The sequence below is a fragment of the Streptomyces sp. NBC_00663 genome (assembly GCF_036226885.1).
In the GTDB taxonomy this organism is placed as follows: Bacteria; Actinomycetota; Actinomycetes; order Streptomycetales; family Streptomycetaceae; genus Streptomyces.
The window spans coordinates 3,388,457-3,405,519 of sequence record NZ_CP109027.1; the positions used below are offsets into that span (position 1 = coordinate 3,388,457).

General features: G+C 68.1%; 16 protein-coding genes. 7 read left to right on the forward strand and 9 right to left on the reverse strand.

Going from position 1 to position 17,063, the window contains the following annotated elements; translation table 11 throughout:
- Positions 1 to 6 precede the first annotated feature (6 nt).
- Entirely contained in the window at positions 7 to 201 is a 195-nt protein-coding gene (locus OG866_RS15225; protein ID WP_266888429.1) for a hypothetical protein, read from the reverse strand.
- A gap of 178 nt (positions 202 to 379) precedes the next feature.
- On the opposite strand from OG866_RS15225, the gene OG866_RS15230 reads away from it, so the two are divergent.
- Positions 380 to 2,494, forward strand: a complete 2,115-nt coding sequence (locus tag OG866_RS15230; protein ID WP_329335068.1) for a S9 family peptidase — start codon at positions 380 to 382, stop codon at positions 2,492 to 2,494.
- 130 nt (positions 2,495 to 2,624) lie between these two features.
- Here OG866_RS15230 and OG866_RS15235 read toward each other — a convergent pair whose 3' ends face one another.
- From OG866_RS15235 to OG866_RS15255, 5 genes are all read right to left on the reverse strand, one after another.
- Positions 2,625 to 3,662, reverse strand: a complete 1,038-nt coding sequence (locus tag OG866_RS15235) for an ABC transporter ATP-binding protein (RefSeq protein ID WP_329335070.1) — start codon at positions 3,660 to 3,662, stop codon at positions 2,625 to 2,627.
- Positions 3,655 to 4,629 carry an ABC transporter ATP-binding protein gene (locus OG866_RS15240; RefSeq protein WP_329335072.1) on the reverse strand — a complete coding sequence of 325 codons (975 nt, stop codon included), beginning with the start codon at positions 4,627 to 4,629 and terminating at the stop codon, positions 3,655 to 3,657. Before OG866_RS15240 ends, OG866_RS15235 begins: the two co-directional genes overlap by 8 nt.
- Positions 4,630 to 4,790: 161 nt before the next feature.
- Positions 4,791 to 5,762, reverse strand: a complete 972-nt coding sequence (locus OG866_RS15245) for an ABC transporter permease (RefSeq protein WP_329335074.1) — start codon at positions 5,760 to 5,762, stop codon at positions 4,791 to 4,793.
- Entirely contained in the window at positions 5,755 to 6,678 is a 924-nt protein-coding gene (locus tag OG866_RS15250) for an ABC transporter permease (RefSeq protein WP_329335076.1), read from the reverse strand. The genes OG866_RS15245 and OG866_RS15250 overlap by 8 nt, the downstream gene beginning before the upstream one ends.
- A 6-nt stretch (positions 6,679 to 6,684) precedes the next feature.
- A complete protein-coding gene (locus OG866_RS15255; RefSeq protein ID WP_329335078.1) occupies positions 6,685 to 8,325 on the reverse strand; it encodes a peptide ABC transporter substrate-binding protein in 1,641 nt (546 codons plus the stop codon).
- Between the two features lie 503 nt (positions 8,326 to 8,828).
- Here OG866_RS15255 and OG866_RS15260 point away from each other — a divergent pair.
- The 5 genes from OG866_RS15260 (at position 8,829) to OG866_RS15280 (ending at position 14,902) form a co-directional block, all read left to right on the forward strand.
- On the forward strand, positions 8,829 to 9,824 hold the full coding sequence (locus OG866_RS15260) for an ABC transporter permease (protein ID WP_329335080.1): 996 nt from the start codon (positions 8,829 to 8,831) through the stop codon (positions 9,822 to 9,824).
- A gap of 81 nt (positions 9,825 to 9,905) precedes the next feature.
- Positions 9,906 to 11,663, forward strand: coding sequence for an ABC transporter substrate-binding protein (locus OG866_RS15265; RefSeq protein WP_329335082.1), 1,758 nt, complete (start codon positions 9,906 to 9,908; stop codon positions 11,661 to 11,663).
- A 101-nt stretch (positions 11,664 to 11,764) separates the two neighbouring features.
- The gene (locus tag OG866_RS15270; protein WP_329335084.1) at positions 11,765 to 12,745 is read left to right on the forward strand and encodes an ABC transporter permease; all 981 of its coding nucleotides are present in this window, start codon (positions 11,765 to 11,767) and stop codon (positions 12,743 to 12,745) included.
- A gap of 49 nt (positions 12,746 to 12,794) precedes the next feature.
- A complete protein-coding gene (locus OG866_RS15275; protein WP_443063526.1) occupies positions 12,795 to 13,829 on the forward strand; it encodes an ABC transporter ATP-binding protein in 1,035 nt (344 codons plus the stop codon).
- A 26-nt stretch (positions 13,830 to 13,855) separates the two neighbouring features.
- Positions 13,856 to 14,902: an ABC transporter ATP-binding protein gene (locus OG866_RS15280; RefSeq protein WP_329335088.1), complete on the forward strand. Its 1,047-nt coding sequence runs from the start codon at positions 13,856 to 13,858 to the stop codon at positions 14,900 to 14,902.
- A 137-nt stretch (positions 14,903 to 15,039) separates the two neighbouring features.
- On the opposite strand, the gene OG866_RS15285 is transcribed toward OG866_RS15280, so the two are convergent.
- The 3 genes from OG866_RS15285 to OG866_RS15295 are packed head-to-tail and all read right to left on the reverse strand — an operon-like array spanning position 15,040 to position 16,205.
- Positions 15,040 to 15,258, reverse strand: a complete 219-nt coding sequence (locus OG866_RS15285) for a VOC family protein (RefSeq protein WP_329335090.1) — start codon at positions 15,256 to 15,258, stop codon at positions 15,040 to 15,042.
- Between the two features lie 11 nt (positions 15,259 to 15,269).
- On the reverse strand, positions 15,270 to 15,773 hold the full coding sequence (locus OG866_RS15290) for a DinB family protein (protein ID WP_329335092.1): 504 nt from the start codon (positions 15,771 to 15,773) through the stop codon (positions 15,270 to 15,272).
- 42 nt (positions 15,774 to 15,815) lie between these two features.
- A complete protein-coding gene (locus tag OG866_RS15295; protein ID WP_329335094.1) occupies positions 15,816 to 16,205 on the reverse strand; it encodes a VOC family protein in 390 nt (129 codons plus the stop codon).
- A gap of 72 nt (positions 16,206 to 16,277) precedes the next feature.
- Between OG866_RS15295 and OG866_RS15300 the strand changes: the two genes are divergently transcribed.
- Positions 16,278 to 17,015 (forward strand): class I SAM-dependent methyltransferase, encoded by a 738-nt coding sequence (locus OG866_RS15300; protein WP_329335096.1) that lies wholly within the window; start codon positions 16,278 to 16,280, stop codon positions 17,013 to 17,015.
- Positions 17,016 to 17,063 lie beyond the last annotated feature (48 nt).

Consider the following 17,063-nt stretch of genomic DNA (forward strand, 5'->3'; position numbering starts at 1 on the left):
GACGGGTCAGAACTTGATGCTGCCGATCATCCCCGCGATGTTCGTCGTCAGCTCGCTGATCGTCGGCGCCATGGTCGAAGAGGCCAGGTAGAAGCCGAGCAGCATGCAGACGACCGCATGTCCGGCCTTGAGTCCTGACTTCTTGACCAGCAGGAAGACGATGATCGCCAGCAGCACTACCGCCGAAATCGAGAGCGCCACGGCGGCTCACCTCCAAAGATCCCAAGAGCGCGGGGGGTTCGGACCAGGGGGGCAGATAAATCCATACGACAGCCAGCGGGTTCATACCCACTATGCGCTAGTGATCATAACTATCCGTACTCGCGCATCGGTCGGCGCACGGACGCACAAGGGGGCGTATGGCCAATATGGTCGGGGCATGACGACGACGTCCGACTCCTTTCCTCGCCGGCACGCCCGCACCCAGCGCTTCACGCTCGGCGCGCCGCGTGCGTTCACCGTGGCTCCCGACGGTTCCCGTGTCGTGTTCCTGCGCTCGTCCTCCGGTACGGACCGGGCCAGTTCGCTGTGGGTGCTCGACCCCTCGGACGGCGGGGAGCGCGTGGCGGCCGACCCGCGCGCCCTCCTCGGCGGGTCCACGGAGGATCTCTCGCCGCAGGAGCGGGCGCGGCGCGAACGCAGCCGGGAGGGCGGCGCCGGGATCGTCGGCTACGCCACCGACGCGGCCGTGGAGTTGGCGTCTTTCGCCTTGTCAGGACGGCTTTTCGCGGCCGAGCTGCGGGCCGGTACGGCCCGTGAACTCCGGGTCCCGGGACCGGTGATCGACCCCCGCCCCTCCCCCGACGGCCGCTTCGTCGCGTACGTCGCCCAGGGCGCCCTGCGGGTGGTCGGCGCCGAGGGCGAGGGGGACCGGGCCCTCGCGGAACCGGAGTCGGATCAAGTCACCTACGGTCTCGCCGAGTTCATCGCGGCCGAGGAGATGGGCCGGTCACGGGGGTTCTGGTGGTCCCCGGAGTCGGACCGGCTGCTGGTGGCGCGCGCGGACGACACGCCGGTGCGGCGCTGGTGGATCTCCGACCCGGCCCATCCGGAACGTGATCCACAGCACGTCGCGTATCCGAAAGCCGGGACGGCCAACGCGGAGGTCCGGCTGTTCACGGTCGGCCTCGACGGGGCCCGCACGGAGGTCTCCTGGGACCGGGTCCGCTATCCGTATCTGGCGCATGTGCACTGGTCAGCGGCGAGTGCCCCGCTCCTGCTCGTACAGGCGCGCGACCAGCGCAGTCAGCTGTTCCTGGCCGTGGACCCGGCCTCGGGGACGACCCGGATGGTGCATGCCGACGAAGATCCAACTTGGCTTGATCTTTTCCCAGGGGTGCCCTGCTGGAGCCCGTCCGGGCGGCTGGTGCGGATCGCGGACGAGGGTGGCGCGCGGGTCCTCGCGGTGGGCGACCGTCCCCTGACGGGGCCGCAGTTGCACGTCCGTGCGGTGCTGGACGTGTCCGACGACGACGTGCTGGTCTCGGCGTCGGCCGGGGAGCGGGCGGCGGCGCCCGAGACCGGCGAGGTGCATGTGTACCGGGTCAACGAGCTCGGGGTGGAGCGGGTCTCGCAGGAGCCGGGGGTGCACTCGGCGGTGCGGGCCGGGGGCGTGAGCGTACTGGTCTCGGCGGTGCCGGGGCGGCCCGGGTCCGTGGCGCAGGTGCTGCGGGACGGGAAGCCGACGGCGACGATCACCTCGTACGCCGAAGATCCCGGTATGTCCCCGCGCCTGACGCTGACCGAGGGGGGCGCACGGCGGATCCCGTGCGCCGTGCTGTTGCCTCGGGACCACCAAGGGGATGAGCGTCTTCCGGTTTTGCTGGATCCGTACGGGGGACCGCACGGTCCGCGCGTCCTCGCGGCCCACAACGCGCACCTCACCAGCCAGTGGTTCGCCGACCAGGGTTTCGCGGTCGTGGTCGCGGACGGCCGGGGCACCCCGGGCCGTTCACCGGCCTGGGAGAAGGCGATCCGCGACGACTTCACGGTGTCCCTGGACGACCAGGTGGAGGCGGTGCGGGACCTGGCGGAGCGCTACCCGCTGGACCTGGACCGGGTGGCGATCCGGGGCTGGTCGTACGGCGGCTGGCTGGCGGGGCTGGCGGTCCTGCGCCGCCCCGACGTCTTCCACGCCGGGATCGCGGGCGCTCCGGTGACGGACTGGCGGCTGTACGACACCCACTACACGGAGCGGTACCTGGGCGATCCCGGTACGGCACCGGAGGTGTACGCCAAGAGCTCCCTGCTGACGGACGAGGGCCTGTCCGCCCCCGCCGAGCCGCACCGCCCGCTGATGATCGTGCACGGCACCGCAGACGACAACGTGGTCTTCGCCCACGCCCTGCGCCTGTCCTCGGCGCTCCTCGCCGCGGGCCGCCCGCACGAGGTGCTGCCCCTGTCCGGGGTGACCCACATGACCCCGCAGGAGGAGGTCGCGGAGAACCTGCTGCTGCTCCAGGTGGACTTCCTGAAGCGGTCGTTGGGGCTGTAGGAGGCCGGGTACGGCAACGGGCCGGGACGACATGGCGCGTCCCGGCCCGTTTACGGCACCCGCACGGCCGTACGTTGTTCAGCCTGACGCGTCCGTATATCGGAACCGGGTCAGCCAAGTTGCCTCCGTGTTACTCCGGCTCCTCGGGTGGCACCACCTGCATCTCCTCCGCGAAATGGCAGGCCGAGTCATGGGCCGCCGGGCCCGGCAGGAGGCGGAACTCGCTCGGGACCGCCAGGGCCGGCACCTCCATGGCGCAGCGTTCCTGGGCCTTCCAGCAGCGGGTGCGGAAGCGGCAGCCGGAGGGGATGTTGGTCGGGGAGGGGACGTCGCCGGACAGGATGATGCGTTCGCGGTGTTCGCGGGCCTCGGGGTCGGGGACCGGGACCGCGGAGAGCAGGGCCTGGGTGTAGGGGTGGGTGGGGTGGTCGTAGATCTCCGCGTCCCTGCCGATCTCCACGATCCGGCCGAGGTACATGACCCCGACGCGGTCCGAGATGTGGCGGACGATCGAGAGATCGTGGGCGATGAAGATGTAGGAGAGGTCGAACTCGTTCTGGAGGCTGTCCATCAGGTTGATGACCTGTGCCTGGACCGAGACGTCGAGCGCGGAGACCGGCTCGTCGGCGACGATCACCTCCGGGCGCAGGGCCAGGCCCCGTGCGATGCCGATGCGTTGGCGCTGGCCGCCGGAGAACTGGTGCGGATAGCGGTTGATGTACTCGGGGTTGAGACCGACGACGTCCAGGAGGTCCTGGACCTTGCGTCTGCGGTCGCCCTTGGGGGCCACCTCGGGGTGGATGTCGTAGGGCTCGCCGATGATGTCGCCGACCGTCATCCGGGGGTTGAGGGAGGTGTAGGGGTCCTGGAACACCATCTGGATGTTGCGGCGCACCGACTTGAGCGCCTTGCCGGACAGCTTGGTGATGTCCTCGCCCTTGTACTTGATCGAGCCGGCGGTCGGCTGCTCAAGGTTGACCAGCATCTTGGCGACCGTTGACTTGCCGCAGCCGGACTCCCCGACGATCCCGAGCGTCTCTCCACTGTTGAGGGTGAAGTCCACACCGTCGACCGCCTTGACGGCACCGACCTGCTTCTTGAACAGCACACCCTGGGTCAACGGGTAGTGCTTGACCAGTCCACTCACTTCCAGGATCGGCTCAGCCATTGAGGCACTCCCTCCAGAAGTGACAGGCGCTCGTCCGGTCCTGCGACACCTCGTACAGCGGGGGTTCGTCCGTCCTGCACACGTCCTGGGCCATCGGGCAGCGCGGGTGGAACGCGCAACCCGGCGGGATGTCCATCAGGTTCGGCGGCAGCCCCTTGATCGCGTACAGCTCCTGGCCCTTCTGATCCAGGCGCGGGATGGAGTCCAGCAGGCCGCGCGTGTAGGGGTGCGCCGGGGCCTTGTAGATGTCGTGCACCGGCGCCTGCTCGACGATGCGGCCCGCGTACATCACCGCGATCCGGTCGGCGACGTCGGCGACCACACCGAGGTCGTGGGTGATGAGGATGAGCCCCATGTTGAACTCGCGCTGCAACTCCGCGAGCAGCTCCATCACCTGGGCCTGGACGGTGACGTCGAGGGCCGTGGTCGGTTCGTCGGCGATGATCAGGGCCGGTTCCAGGGCCATCGCCATCGCGATCATGATGCGTTGGCGCATGCCGCCGGAGAACTGGTGCGGGTACTGCTTGACCCGCTCCTTCGCCGCCGGGATGCGCACCCGGTCCATCAGCTCGATCGCCTTGGCCCGCGCGTCCTTCTTCGACATGCCCCGGTGGACCACGAACATCTCACCGAGCTGATCGCCCACGGACAGCACCGGGTTCAGCGAGGACAGCGCGTCCTGGAAGATCATCGCCATCTCGGCACCACGGACCTTGCGCCGCTCCTCCTCCTTGAGCTTCAGCAGGTCCTTGCCCTGGAAGAGGATCTCGCCGCCCGCGATCCGCCCCGGCGGCATGTCGAGAATGCCCATGATCGCCTGAGCGGTCACGGACTTCCCGGACCCGGACTCCCCGAGCACGGCCAGGGTCTCCCCCGCGTCCACGGCATAGTCGACCCCGTTGACGGCTTTGGCGACCCCGTCCCGGGTCTTGAACTCCACGTGCAGATCACGCACTTCGAGCAGCACGATTCACCTCAGTCTGGGGTCGGGGGCAAGCGCGACGCGCCACCGGTACGGTCGCCAGCGGTGCGAGCCCCGCGCGGTGGCGGCGTTCTTCCCGCGCTCTCGCCATCTCCCCCGCGCTCACGGTCTCCCGCACGCTCATGACTCCCCGCACCCGCACGCCCTCACCTCAGCTTCGGGTCGAGGGCGTCGCGGACCGCGTCGCCGAGCATGATGAACGCGAGGACGGTGAGGGCGAGGGCGCCGGCGGGCCACAGGAGCATGTGGGGGGCCTGGCGGATGTAGGCGGAGGCCGCGGAGATGTCGATGCCCCAGCTGACGGTGGGGGGTTTGAGGCCCACGCCCAGGTAGGAGAGCGTCGCTTCCAGGGCGATGTAGGTGCCGAGCGCGATGGTCGCGACCACGATCACCGGGGCCACCGCGTTGGGGGCGATGTGGCGGAGCAGCTGGCGGGAGTTGGAGGCGCCCAGGGCACGCGCGGCCTGCACGTAGTCGTTCTGTTTCGCCGTGATGACCGAGCCTCTCGCGATGCGGGAGATCTGCGGCCAGCCCAGCAGCACCATGAAGCCGATCACCGGCCAGACCGTGTTGCTGGTGACCACGGAGAGGAGGACCAGGCCGCCCAGGACGACGGGGATCGCGAAGAACACGTCGGTGATGCGGGACAGGATCGAGTCCCAGAAGCCGCCGAAGAAGCCGGCCAGGCCGCCGAGGACCGAGCCCAGGAGGGCGACCCCGAGCGTGGCGCAGACGCCGACCGTGACGGACGTACGGGCGCCGTAGACGGTGCGGGTGTAGACGTCGCAGCCCTGGCCGTCGAAGCCGAACGGGTGTCCGGGCTGGGAGCCCTCCTGTGCTTTGGCCAGGTCGCACTTGAGCGGGTTGCCGGAGGCGATCAGGGACGGCCAGAGGGAGATGACGACCAGGAAGAGGATGACCAGGCCCGAGATGATGAAGACCGGGTTGCGGCGCAGGTCGCGCCAGGCGTCCGACCAGAGCGAGCGGGGCTTGCCCTGGGGTCCTCCCGACGGGCCGGGCCCCTTCTCCAGCGTGGTCGCCTCGCTGACCGCGAGGTCCATGGCGCCACCCATGCCGGTCCCGGCGATCGCGCCCTCGGGCTCCTGGGATTCAGGCATAGCGGATCCTCGGGTCGAGTACGGCGTACAGGAGGTCGACGAGCAGGTTGGCGACCAGGAAGACCAGCACGAGGACGGTGACGAAGCCGACCACCGTCTGGGTGTTCTGGCGCAGGATGCCCTGGTAGAGCTGGTAGCCGACGCCATGGATGTTGAAGATCCGCTCGGTGACGATCGCGCCGCCCATCAGCGCGCCGATGTCGGTGCCGATGAAGGTGACCACCGGGATCAGTGAGTTGCGCAGGAGGTGGCGGGTGATGACCCGCCGTCGCGGGAGGCCCTTCGCCACCGCCGTACGGACGTAGTCGCTCCGTCTGTTCTCCGCGATCGACGTCCGGGTCAGCCGGGTCACGTAGGCCAGCGACACCGACGCCAGCACCAGGCCCGGCACGATCAGCTCGCTGAACGTGGCGTCCGTGGACACCGACGGTTTGATCCAGCCCCACTCGACGCCGAGGAGGAGCTGGAGCAGCAGGCCGGTGACGAAGGTCGGGACCGAGATCACGACGAGCGTCAGCATCAGCACCGAGGTGTCGACGGGCTTGCCGCGGCGCAGGCCCGTGACGACACCCAGCGTGATGCCGATGACGATCTCGAAGAGGATCGCGACGATCGTCAGGCGGATCGTCACGGGGAACGCCGTCGACATCAGCTCGGTGACCTTCTGCCCGTTGAACGCGGTGCCGAAGTCGCCGGTGAAGACGTTCCCCATGTAGGTCAGGTACTGCTGCCAGACCGGCTTGTCGAGGCCGAACTCCTTCTCCAGCTGGGCGGCGGTGGCGGCGTCGCACTGCCGGTCGCCGCACAGGCCCGCGATGGGGTCGCCCATCACGTTGACCATGAGGAAGATGAGGAGCGTGGCGCCGATGAACACCGGGATCATCTGGAGCAGACGCCGGACGACGTAGCGTCCCATGGCGGGTCAGCTGACCTTGATCTCGTTGTAGACCGGGACGCTGAACGGGTTGAGTTTGACGTTGGACAGCCGCTCCGAGTAGCCGGCGCTGCCGTTCTGGTACCAGAGCGGGATCGCGCCCATGTTGTCCCGCAGCACCTTCTCGGCGTCCTGGAACGTGGAGACGGCCTTGGCGGTGTCGGTCTCGGCGTTGGCCTCGTCGACGAGCTTGTCGAAGTCCTTGTTGGACCACTTGCCGTCGTTGGAGGAGGCGTTGGTGTAGTAGAGCGGCTGGAGGAAGTTCTGGATGAGCGGGTAGTCCATCTGCCAGCCGGCCCGGAAGGGGCCGCTCATCTTCTTCGCGGTGATCTGGTTGCGGAAGTCGGCGAAGGTGCCGACCGGGTTGCCGACGCAGGCCTTGTCGTTGTCGAGCGCGTTGTTGATGGAGTTGCACACCGCGTCCACCCACTGCTTGTGCGAGCCCGTGTCCGCGTTGTACGTGATCTTGACCTGGCCGCCGGGGAGGCCGCCCCCCTCCTCGATGAGCTTCTTGGCGGCGTCGGGGTCGTATTCACAGGCGTCCCCGCACAGCCCCTTCTTGAAGCCGCCGGCCTCGCCGAGGACCGGAGAGGTCCAGTCGGAGGCGGGGGTGCGGGTGTCATTGAAGATGGTCTTGGTGATCTGGTCCCGGTTGATCGCCCGGGACAGTCCCGTGCGGACCTTCTCCATGCCCGCCTTGCTCCAGTTCTTGTCGTAGAACGGGAAGGCGAGGGTCTGGATGATGCCGGCCGGGGTGTTGAGGTAGCGGTCGCCGAGGTCGGCCTGGACGTTCTTGAGCTGGGCGGCGGGGACGTCGTCGACGAGGTCGAGGTTGCCGGCCATGAGATCGGTGTAGGCGGTGTTGTTGTCGGTGTAGACCTTGAGGGTCACGCCGCCGTTCTGCGCCTTGTCCTCGCCGGGGTAGCCGTCCCACTTCTTCAGGCTCATCTGGGAGCCCTTGGTGTACGAGTCGATGGTGTACGGGCCGTTGCCGACCGGCTTCTTCAGCCAGCCGTCGTGGTCGGTGAAGAAGGCCTGCGGGAGCGGGGCGTAGGCCGGGTAGCCGAGGGTGTCGGGGAAGGTCGAGAACTTCTGGTTGAGCTTGACGGTGAAGGTCAGGTCGCCGGTGAGCTTCAGACCGGAGAGCGTCTGCGCGGTCTGCTTGCCGCCGTCCTCGGGGTGGACCTTGTCGTAGCCGTCGATGTACCCGAAGAAGTACGCGTTCTTCTGGTTGTTCTTGAGGCTGGCCCCGTAGTTCCAGGCGTCGACGAAGGACTTGGCGGTGACCTTCTCGCCGTTGGAGAAGGTCCAGCCGTCCTTGACGGTGACGGTGAAGTTCTGCGAGTCGCTGGTCTCGATCTTGTCGGCCAGCATGTCCTCGGCCTTACCGGTCTCCGGGTTGTACTTCTTCAGGGACCGGAAGATCATGTCGAGCACCTTGCCGCCCTGCACCTCGTTGGTGTTGGCCGGCTCCAACGGGTTCTGCGGGTCGCCCCAGGAGGCGCTGAGCGTCGCGCTGCTGTCGCCACTGCCGCCGCCGCTGTCGCTGTCCCCACCTCCGCAGGCCGTCGCCGCGAGGGCTACCGCCGCCGCGCATGCGGCCCACTTGGCGTGCGTGGCTCCACGCATGGAGTGCCTCCTGATTGACTGCGCTGATCCGTTACCGCCAAATATCGACGTAAATCAGGCAAACCGCACACGTATTGAGCCCTTTAGGGGAACGGGTGGAGACCTCCCGGGAACGTCCGACCTCTCCGTCAATGGATCTTGCGTGTAGTGCGCAATGGATCTTCACGTTCCGATACAGAACCGTTGGATTGCGACCCGCCTATGTACGGATTTCGACACGCCACAGTCCGCATATCGAACTCATTGCCCGATTGGGGCAGTTGGCCCGATGTAAAACACGGATCGATCACGAGGCGCTACACGCGTAGCTACAGATTGGTCAAGCTCGGGTAAAGAAAGTAAAGAGAAACCCAAGTCGACCGAGAATTTATTGACCTTGAATGAATTGCGTTGAAAAAGTCCGGCGTAGCCCGTAGGGGAGTGCCCTGCGGAGTCATCAGACCCTCCCTTGGGCCAGGAGCACCATGACCCCCCCAACTCCATCGGCGGCTGCCCCGCTCGAGGTGACCGAAGAGAGCATCGAGAAGTCGATCACTTCTCCCTCTCCGAAGGCCAACGAAAGCCGGTCTCCCGGGCAGCTCGCCTGGCGCCGGTTCAAGCGCGACCGTACGGGCGTCATATCGGCGTGCATCGTGATCTTCTTCTTCACGATCGCGGTCGCCGCTCCGCTCATAGCCAAGCTGTACGGGAAGAACCCGTACGACCAGTACGGCCAGGACGCGCCGATCGGCACCCTCTTCAACGAGTCCGGCTATCCCATCAAGCCCAACGGCGGCATCGACGCCGACTTCTGGTTCGGCCTGGAGCCGCAGATGGGCCGCGACGTCTTCACCTTCCTGCTCTACGGCATCCGGACCTCGCTGATGATCGCCACGATCACCACGCTGCTGGTCACGGTCATCGGCGTGGTCGTCGGTGTCTCCGCCGGTTACCTGGGCGGCAAGACGGACTACCTCGTCAGCCGGGTGATCGACATCGTGCTGTCGTTCCCCTCCACCCTGTTCTTCATCGCCTTCACGCCCGTCGTGTACGGCCTCTTCTGGGCCGCCGACGAGGAGATCCCCGCCTGGGGACGCGGCGTCTGCCTGGTCGTGCTGCTGACGGCCTTCGGCTGGGCCTCCATCGCGCGACTGCTGCGGGGCCAGGTACTGGCCCTGCGTGAGCGCGAGTTCGTCGAGGCCGCCAAGGTGACCGGAGCCTCCCCGGCCCGGATCATCTTCAAGGAGCTGCTGCCCAACCTGTGGACGCCGATCCTCATCCAGTCCACCCTCGCCCTCCCGGCGTTCGTGACCGCGGAGGCGGGCCTCGCCTTCCTCGGCGTCGGCATCCAGGACCCGACCCCGGACTGGGGCGTGATGATCCAGCGCGGTGCGCAGTTCTACACCGACGACATCACCTTCATGATCTTCCCGGGCGTCTCGATGATCATCTTCGTCCTGGCGTTCAACCTTCTCGGCGACTCGGTCCGCGACGCACTCGACCCGAAGTCCAAGCGCTGAGTTCCCCGGCCAGGACACAGTCGTCCACCGGCCGTCAGCGGCAGCACGTCTCTCTCATCCCTCACGTCTAGGCAGGTAGCCATGTCCTTTTCCCGCAGAAACTTCCTGATCGCCACCGGTGTGGCGGCGGGTGCCAGCACCGTCCTGAGCGCTTGCAGCAGCGGCAACGCCGGGGGTTCGGGCAGCAAGACCCCGTCGGTCGAGAAGGGCAAGGCCGCCGAGATCGCCATCGGCACCGCCACCGACTCCAAGGGCCCCGCCCCGGAGATGCCGGGTGCCCGCAAGGGCGGCACGATCTACACGCTCGACCAGATCGACTACGACCACCTGGACCCGGCGCAGATCTACTCCTCGTACACGGGCGCCGGTTCGGTCCTGTTCCTGCGTGGTCTGACCGGCTACCGCGTCGACTCCAAGGGCAACACCACCCTGGTCGGCGACCTCGCCACCGACGCCGGCACCGTCAAGGACGGCGGCAAGACCTGGTCCTTCACGCTGAAGGACGGCGTCAAGTGGGAGGACGGCAAGGTCGTCACCATCGAGGACGTCCGCCACTCCTTCGAGCGCCTCTTCGCCGACTTCGTCACCGAGGGCCCCCGCTACCCGCAGAACTGGCTCGAGGGCGCCGACAAGTACAAGGGCCCCTACGACGGCAAGCACCTCTCCTCCATCGAGACGGACGGCAACACCGTCACCTTCCGTCTGAAGGAGGCGCACGCCGACTTCCCGTTCATGCTCGCCATGCGCGGCTACGCGATCGTGCCCAAGGCCAAGGACACGAAGAAGAAGTACGACCAGCGTCCGTTCTCCTGCGGCCCGTACAAGATCCAGTCCCGCAGCATCGACAAGTCCCTGACCCTGGTGCGCAACGAGAACTGGGACGCCAGCCTCGACCCGTGCCGCAACGGTTACCCGGACAAGATCGTCATGCAGTTCGGCTTCCAGTCCCTGGCCTCCACGGACCGCTACATCGCCGACTCGGGCAACGACCAGTACGCGCTGTCCCTGCTGAACGAGGTCGCCCCCGAGCGGGTCACCAAGGTGCTCGGCGACGCCAAGCTGAAGCAGCGGGTGCTGACCCAGGTCGACACGACCTGCTACTACTTCCCGATCAACATGACGCGCATCAAGGACGTCAAGGTCCGTCAGGCGATCAACTGGGCGTGGCCGGCGCAGCAGCTGAAGCAGCAGCGTGGTGGCTCGCAGGTCACCGCGACCGCGACCACGATCATCTCCCCGCTGACCCCGGGTCACGAGGACTTCGACCTGTACGGCAAGAAGACCAAGCCGACCGGTGACCCGGAGAAGGCCAAGGCGCTGCTGAAGGAAGCCGGCAAGGAGGGCCAGAAGCTGGTCATCGCCTTCCAGCAGTCCGACCGTGCCGTCAAGGAAGCCGTCACCATCAAGAACGCCCTCACCAAGGCGGGCTTCGACGTGGTGACCAAGCAGGTCGACAAGACCACCTTCTACTCCGAGATCGGTCAGCTGGACAACGGCTTCGACCTGTTCGCCGCGGGCTGGGGCCCGGACTGGCCGGCCGGTTACGCCGTCATCCAGCCCTGCTGGGACGGCAGCCAGATCGCCGACGGTGGCGTCAACTGGTCGCAGCTGAACAACACCAGCGTGAACAAGGCGATCGCCGCCGCCACCGCGATCACCGACGCGGACAAGGCCAACGCGGCCTGGGGCGCGATCGACAAGCAGATCATGGAACTCGCGGCCCTGGTCCCCGACTACAACCCGATCCGTAACTATTTCTACGGCTCGAAGGTCGGCGGCGTGGTCTACAACGCCGGTGACACCTGCGTCGCCATCGGCAAGGTCTTCGCGAAGGCCTGACGCTTTCCCGGGGCGGCGGTCCGACCGACCGCCGCCCCGGCCCCGTCCAAGCCCGCTCCCCACACCCCGGCGACGGCGCCCCGTCCGGAAAGTCTCACCCCATGTTCCGTTTCCTGGTCCGCCGAGTGCTCGGCGCACTCGTGATTCTGCTGATCATCAGCGCCGTCACCTTCTTCCTCTTCTACGCCATCCCGCGTGACCCGGCGCGGATGGCGTGCGGCAAGGTCTGCCCCGACGACCTGCTGGCACAGGTGCGGCAGAACCTCGGCATCGCCGACCCGATGCCGGTGCAGTACTGGCACTGGCTCCAGGCCATCTTCGTGGGCCGGGACTACGTGGGTGTCGGGCACTGTGACGCACCCTGCTTCGGCTACTCGTTCAGCAACAACGTGAACGTGTTCGACACGATCATGGAGCGGCTGCCCACCACCATCTCGCTCGCCCTCGGCGGCGCCTTCTTCTTCCTGATCATCGGTGTCGGCACCGGCATGCTGGCCGCGCTCAAGCAGGGCAAGTTCCTCGACAAGGCGGCGAGCTCGTTCTCGCTCATCGGCTCGTCGATGCAGATCTACTTCGTCGGCTACATCGCGATGTTCTTCCTGGTATCCCAGCTCCACCTGCTGGACCAGCCCTCGTACACGCCGTTCACCGAGAACCCCGGCGCCTGGCTCTCGGGCCTGCTGCTGCCCTGGCTCGTGCTGTCCATCATCTTCACGGCCAACTACACCCGTATGACCCGCTCCCAGCTGGTGGAACAGCTCAGCGAGGACTACGTGCGCACGGCGCGGGCCAAGGGTCTGTCCCGCAGTTCGGTCTTCTTCCGCTTCGCCTGGCGTGGTGCGATGGGCCCGATCGTGACGATCTTCGGTATCGACATGGGCACCCTGGTCGGCGGCGCGATCATCACCGAGTCCACGTTCAGCATCCAGGGTCTGGGCGCGCTCGCGGTCCGCTCGGTCGACGACAGCGACCTGCCCATGCTGCTCGGCGTCACCATGATCGCGGCGGCCGGCATCGTCTTCGCCAACATCATCGTGGACGCCGTCTACGCCCTCATCGACCCGCGCATCCGGCTCGCCTGATCCGGTCCCCCTCCAGCTACCCCCCGGCATGACCCCCAGGAGCGTCCCCGTGACGAGCACCGATCAGCAGGCCTTCCTCTCCGTCAGGGACCTGAAAGTCCACTTCTCCACCGAGGACGGCGTCGTCAAGGCCGTCGACGGTCTCTCGTTCGACCTCGAAAAGGGCAAGACCCTCGGCATCGTGGGCGAGTCCGGCTCAGGCAAGTCCGTCACCAACCTGACGATCCTCGGCCTGCACGACCGGCACCGCACCGCGATCGACGGCGAGATCCTGCTCGACGGCAAGGAGCTGACCACGGCTCGCGAGTCCGAGCTGGAGAAGCTGCGCGGCAACAAGATGGCGATGATCTTCCAGGACGCCCTGGCCTCGCTGTCGCCGTACCACACCATCGGCAAGCAGATCGGTGAGACGTACCGCAAGCACACCGGCGCCTCCAAGGCGGCGGCCCGGGCGCGGGCGATCGAGATGCTGCGCCGGGTCGGGATCCCCCAGCCGGACATGCGGGTGGACGACTATCCGCACCAGTTCTCCGGCGGTATGCGCCAGCGCGCGATGATCGCCATGGCGCTGGTCTGCGACCCCGAGCTGCTGATCGCCGACGAGCCGACCACCGCGCTCGACGTGACGGTGCAGGCCCAGATCATGGACCTGCTCAAGGACCTCCAGCAGGAGTTCGGCACCGCGATCATCTTCATCACCCACGACCTCGGGGTCATCGCCGACATCGCGGACGACGTGCTGGTGATGTACGGCGGCCGGTGTGTGGAGCGGGGTACGAAGGAGGAGGTGCTGCGCACGCCGCAGCACCCGTACACGGTCGGCCTGCTGAGCTCCATGCCGAGCCTGGACGGCCCGGTCGACGTGCCGCTGTCGCCGATCCCCGGTTCGCCGCCCTCGCTGCTGAACCCCCCGTCCGGCTGCCGCTTCCACCCGCGCTGCTCCTTCGCCGAGAAGGTCCCGGGCGGGCGGTGCTCCACCGAGCGCCCGCTGCTCACGGTCGAGGACGGCCGGGGTTCCGCCTGCCACCTCACGCTGGACCAGCGCCAGGAATTCTTCGCCGACCTCGCCGCGACCCGGCACTGACGTAACCGAGACGGGACTTCACCATCATGAGCAACACGAACCCCCTCCTGGACGTCACCGGCCTGACGAAGCACTTCCCGGTCAAGGGCGGCTTCCCGATCCGCCGTACGGTCGGCGCGGTCCAGGCCGTCGACGGCCTCGACTTCCAGGTGAACGAGGGCGAGGCCCTCGGCCTGGTGGGCGAGTCGGGCTGCGGCAAGTCCACGACGGGCCGCCTGATCACGCGCCTCCTGGAGCCCACCGGCGGCAAGATCTCCTACCGCGGGCAGGACATCACGCACGCGGGCCGCAAGGCGCTGGCGCCGATCCGCTCCGAGATCCAGATGATCTTCCAGGACCCGTACGCCTCGCTGAACCCGCGGCAGACGGTCGGCAAGATCATCGCGGGTCCGATGGAGATCAACGACCTCAACCCGGCGGGCGGGCGCGAGAAGCGCGTACGCGAACTCCTGGAGATCGTCGGCCTCAACCCCGAGCACTACAACCGCTTCCCGCACGAGTTCTCCGGCGGCCAGCGCCAGCGCATCGGCGTGGCCCGCGCGCTGGCCCTGGAGCCGAAGCTGATCGTGGCGGACGAGCCGGTCTCCGCGCTGGACGTCTCCATCCAGGCGCAGGTGGTCAACCTGCTCCAGAAGGTCCAGCAGGAGCTGGGCATCGCGTTCGTCTTCATCGCCCACGACCTCGCTGTCGTACGGCACTTCTCGCAGCGCGTGGCGGTCATGTACCTCGGCAAGATCGTCGAGATCGCCGACCGTGACGACCTGTACGGCAACCCGCGCCACCCGTACACGAAGGCGCTGCTGTCGGCGGTGCCGGAGGCCACGGTCGACGAGACCCCGGCCCGTGAGCGCATCCGCCTCCAGGGCGACGTCCCCTCCCCGCTGAACCCGCCGTCGGGCTGCCGCTTCCGCACCCGCTGCTGGAAGGCGACGGAGAAGTGCGCGACCGAGGCGCCCCCGCTGGTCCAGGTCGAGGGCAACAAGCCGGGCCACCTGACGGCGTGCCACTACCCGGAGACGGAGGGAACCATTCCGGCCCCGCGTCTCTCCAAGGACCCCCAGGCGGCGAGCTGACACACCCCTTTCCGTCAGCCGTCTCCTACAGGGAACGGACTCTCAAGGCCCATTGACCCGAGCCCGAGACCGTCCGCTTCCAGGGGAACCAAAGGCCCGCACCCACCCAGGCGCGGGCCTTTGTGCTGCGCACCGTGTCAGGCGGGTCCGTCGAGCCCGAAGACGGTCCCGAAGGGATCGACGAGCTGGCAGATGCGTCGGCCGTCGTCGATGTCGAGCGGGCCCCGGTGGTGAGTGCAGCCCCTGTCCAGCAGGGCGGTTCGGGTCGTGTCCACGCTCTCCACGGCCCAGTAGACGACCGGGCTGCCGCCGCGGGGGTTGCGGGTGTCGTCGGCGGGGTGGAAACCGAGCTCCACTCCCCCGAGCATCACACCCCGGTCTTTCCGTCCACCAGTTCGCGGACGATGTCCAAGTGGCCGTTGTGGCGGGCCGTTTCCTCGATGAGGTGGAGGAGGATCCAGCGGAGGTCGGGGTGGCGGCCGTCGCGGATGGGGCGCTTCGACGGGGTGTCGAGGTCGTTCGAGGTGACCAGCTCGCGGTAGCGGGCGGACTGTTCCTCGTAGTCGCGCAGGACGTCCGCGAGGGGCATGTCGACGGCGATCCGCATCTCGCGGTCGGGGTCCTCCTCGGTCCAGGGGCCGTTGTCCTCCTCGCCGAGGAAGACGACCTGGAACCACCAGTACTCCACCCAGCGGAGGTGGTTGACCAGCCCGGCCAGGGTCATGAGCGGTGAGCCCGGCAGCGGGGCCCTGACCGCGTTCTCCGCGGAGACGCCCTCGCACTTGGCGACGGCGGTGGCCCGGGTGTAGTCGAGGAAGGTGGTGAGCTGGGTGCGTTCGTCCCAGGCGGCGGGGGTGTCGGTTCGTGTCATCGGGAGGGATGATGCCCGCCCGGCACCGCCCTGTCGAACCTTTTAGCGAGCGTCCGCGGCGACCAGCTCCACCTCGAACCCGTCCTCGTTCTCCAGATACGCCGCGCGGTGCTCCGGCCCGCCCGCGAACGGGTGCCGGTCGGGGAAGAGCAGGGTCCAGCCGTGGGCGGGCGCCGCCGTCACCAGTTCGTCCAGCGTCGAGCGATCCCGTACGTGGAACGCGAGGTGGTTCAGGCCGGGGCGCAGCCGGTCGTGGTGGTCGCCCGTCAGCGCCGGGGACTGTTCCAGGACGACGTACGTCTCCCCCATGCGCCAGCTGCGGCCCGCCGGCCAGCTCTGGTACGGCGCGCAGCCCAGCCGCTCCAACAGCCAGCCCCAGGACGTCACCGCCCGCTCCAGGTCCGGTACCCACAGCTCTACGTGGTGCAGCAACTCCCGCTCCCTCCAGGGTCGTGGAGGCCTGATCCTGTCACGCCGTTCAGTAGGGTGTGGCACACTGCCGCGATGGTCGATCGCTCGTTCGCGGATCCCTCGCTCGCCGCGCTGTACGACTCCCTCAACCCCTGGGGCCCGTGCGACGACTTCTACGCCGGCCTCGTGCGGGACGCCTCCACCGTCCTCGACGTCGGCTGCGGCACCGGACGGCTGCTCGCCCGGGCCCGGGCCACGGGGCATCGCGGACGGCTGGTGGGGATCGATCCGGCCGCCGCCATGCTGGTGCAGGCGCGGCGGCGGGCACCCGGGGTGGAGTGGGTGCTCGGCGATCTGCGGTCCCAGGTCTGGCACGGGGAGTTCGAACTCGTCGTGATGACCGGGCACGCCTTCCAGGCACTCGTCGCCGAGGAGGACGTACGGCAGACCCTGCGTGCCGTCCGGGACGCGCTGCGCGCCGGAGGGCGGTTCGTGTTCGAGACCCGCAACCCGGCGGCCCGGGCGTGGGAGGGCTGGGGCCCCGAGCACATCCGTGAGTGCGCCGACGCCGAGGGATCGGTCGCCTGGATGTGGCAGCAGGTCACCCGCCCCGTCCTCGGCGACCGGGTCACCTTCACCGAGACCTACGAGGGCGTGCGGTGGAACGGTCCCCGGGTCAGCACGACCACGCTCCGGTTCCTCGACCGGCACGGCATCGAGAGGTTCCTGGCCGAGGCGGGCCTGACGGTGGTGGAGCAGTACGGGGACTGGGGGCGGGGGCCGATGACCGCCGCGAGCCCCGAGATCATCACCGTCGCCGGACGCCGCTGACACCCCGTTCCGGCTCACCCGCCCGGCGGCCGTGCGGGATCCGTGCGG

What these genes read in the sequence shown, in the direction of transcription:
- OG866_RS15230 (WP_329335068.1), top strand. Translation starts at nt 380, where the DNA reads ATGACGACGACGTCCGACTCCTTTCCTCGCCGGCACGCCCGCACCCAG.
- OG866_RS15265 (WP_329335082.1), top strand. Translation starts at nt 9,906, where the DNA reads ATGTCCTTTTCCCGCAGAAACTTCCTGATCGCCACCGGTGTGGCGGCG.
- OG866_RS15270 (WP_329335084.1), top strand. Translation starts at nt 11,765, where the DNA reads ATGTTCCGTTTCCTGGTCCGCCGAGTGCTCGGCGCACTCGTGATTCTG.
- OG866_RS15235 (WP_329335070.1), bottom strand. Translation starts at nt 3,662, where the DNA reads ATGGCTGAGCCGATCCTGGAAGTGAGTGGACTGGTCAAGCACTACCCG.
- OG866_RS15300 (WP_329335096.1), top strand. Translation starts at nt 16,278, where the DNA reads ATGGTCGATCGCTCGTTCGCGGATCCCTCGCTCGCCGCGCTGTACGAC.
- OG866_RS15255 (WP_329335078.1), bottom strand. Translation starts at nt 8,325, where the DNA reads ATGCGTGGAGCCACGCACGCCAAGTGGGCCGCATGCGCGGCGGCGGTA.
- OG866_RS15280 (WP_329335088.1), top strand. Translation starts at nt 13,856, where the DNA reads ATGAGCAACACGAACCCCCTCCTGGACGTCACCGGCCTGACGAAGCAC.
- OG866_RS15290 (WP_329335092.1), bottom strand. Translation starts at nt 15,773, where the DNA reads ATGACACGAACCGACACCCCCGCCGCCTGGGACGAACGCACCCAGCTC.
- OG866_RS15245 (WP_329335074.1), bottom strand. Translation starts at nt 5,762, where the DNA reads ATGCCTGAATCCCAGGAGCCCGAGGGCGCGATCGCCGGGACCGGCATG.
- OG866_RS15250 (WP_329335076.1), bottom strand. Translation starts at nt 6,678, where the DNA reads ATGGGACGCTACGTCGTCCGGCGTCTGCTCCAGATGATCCCGGTGTTC.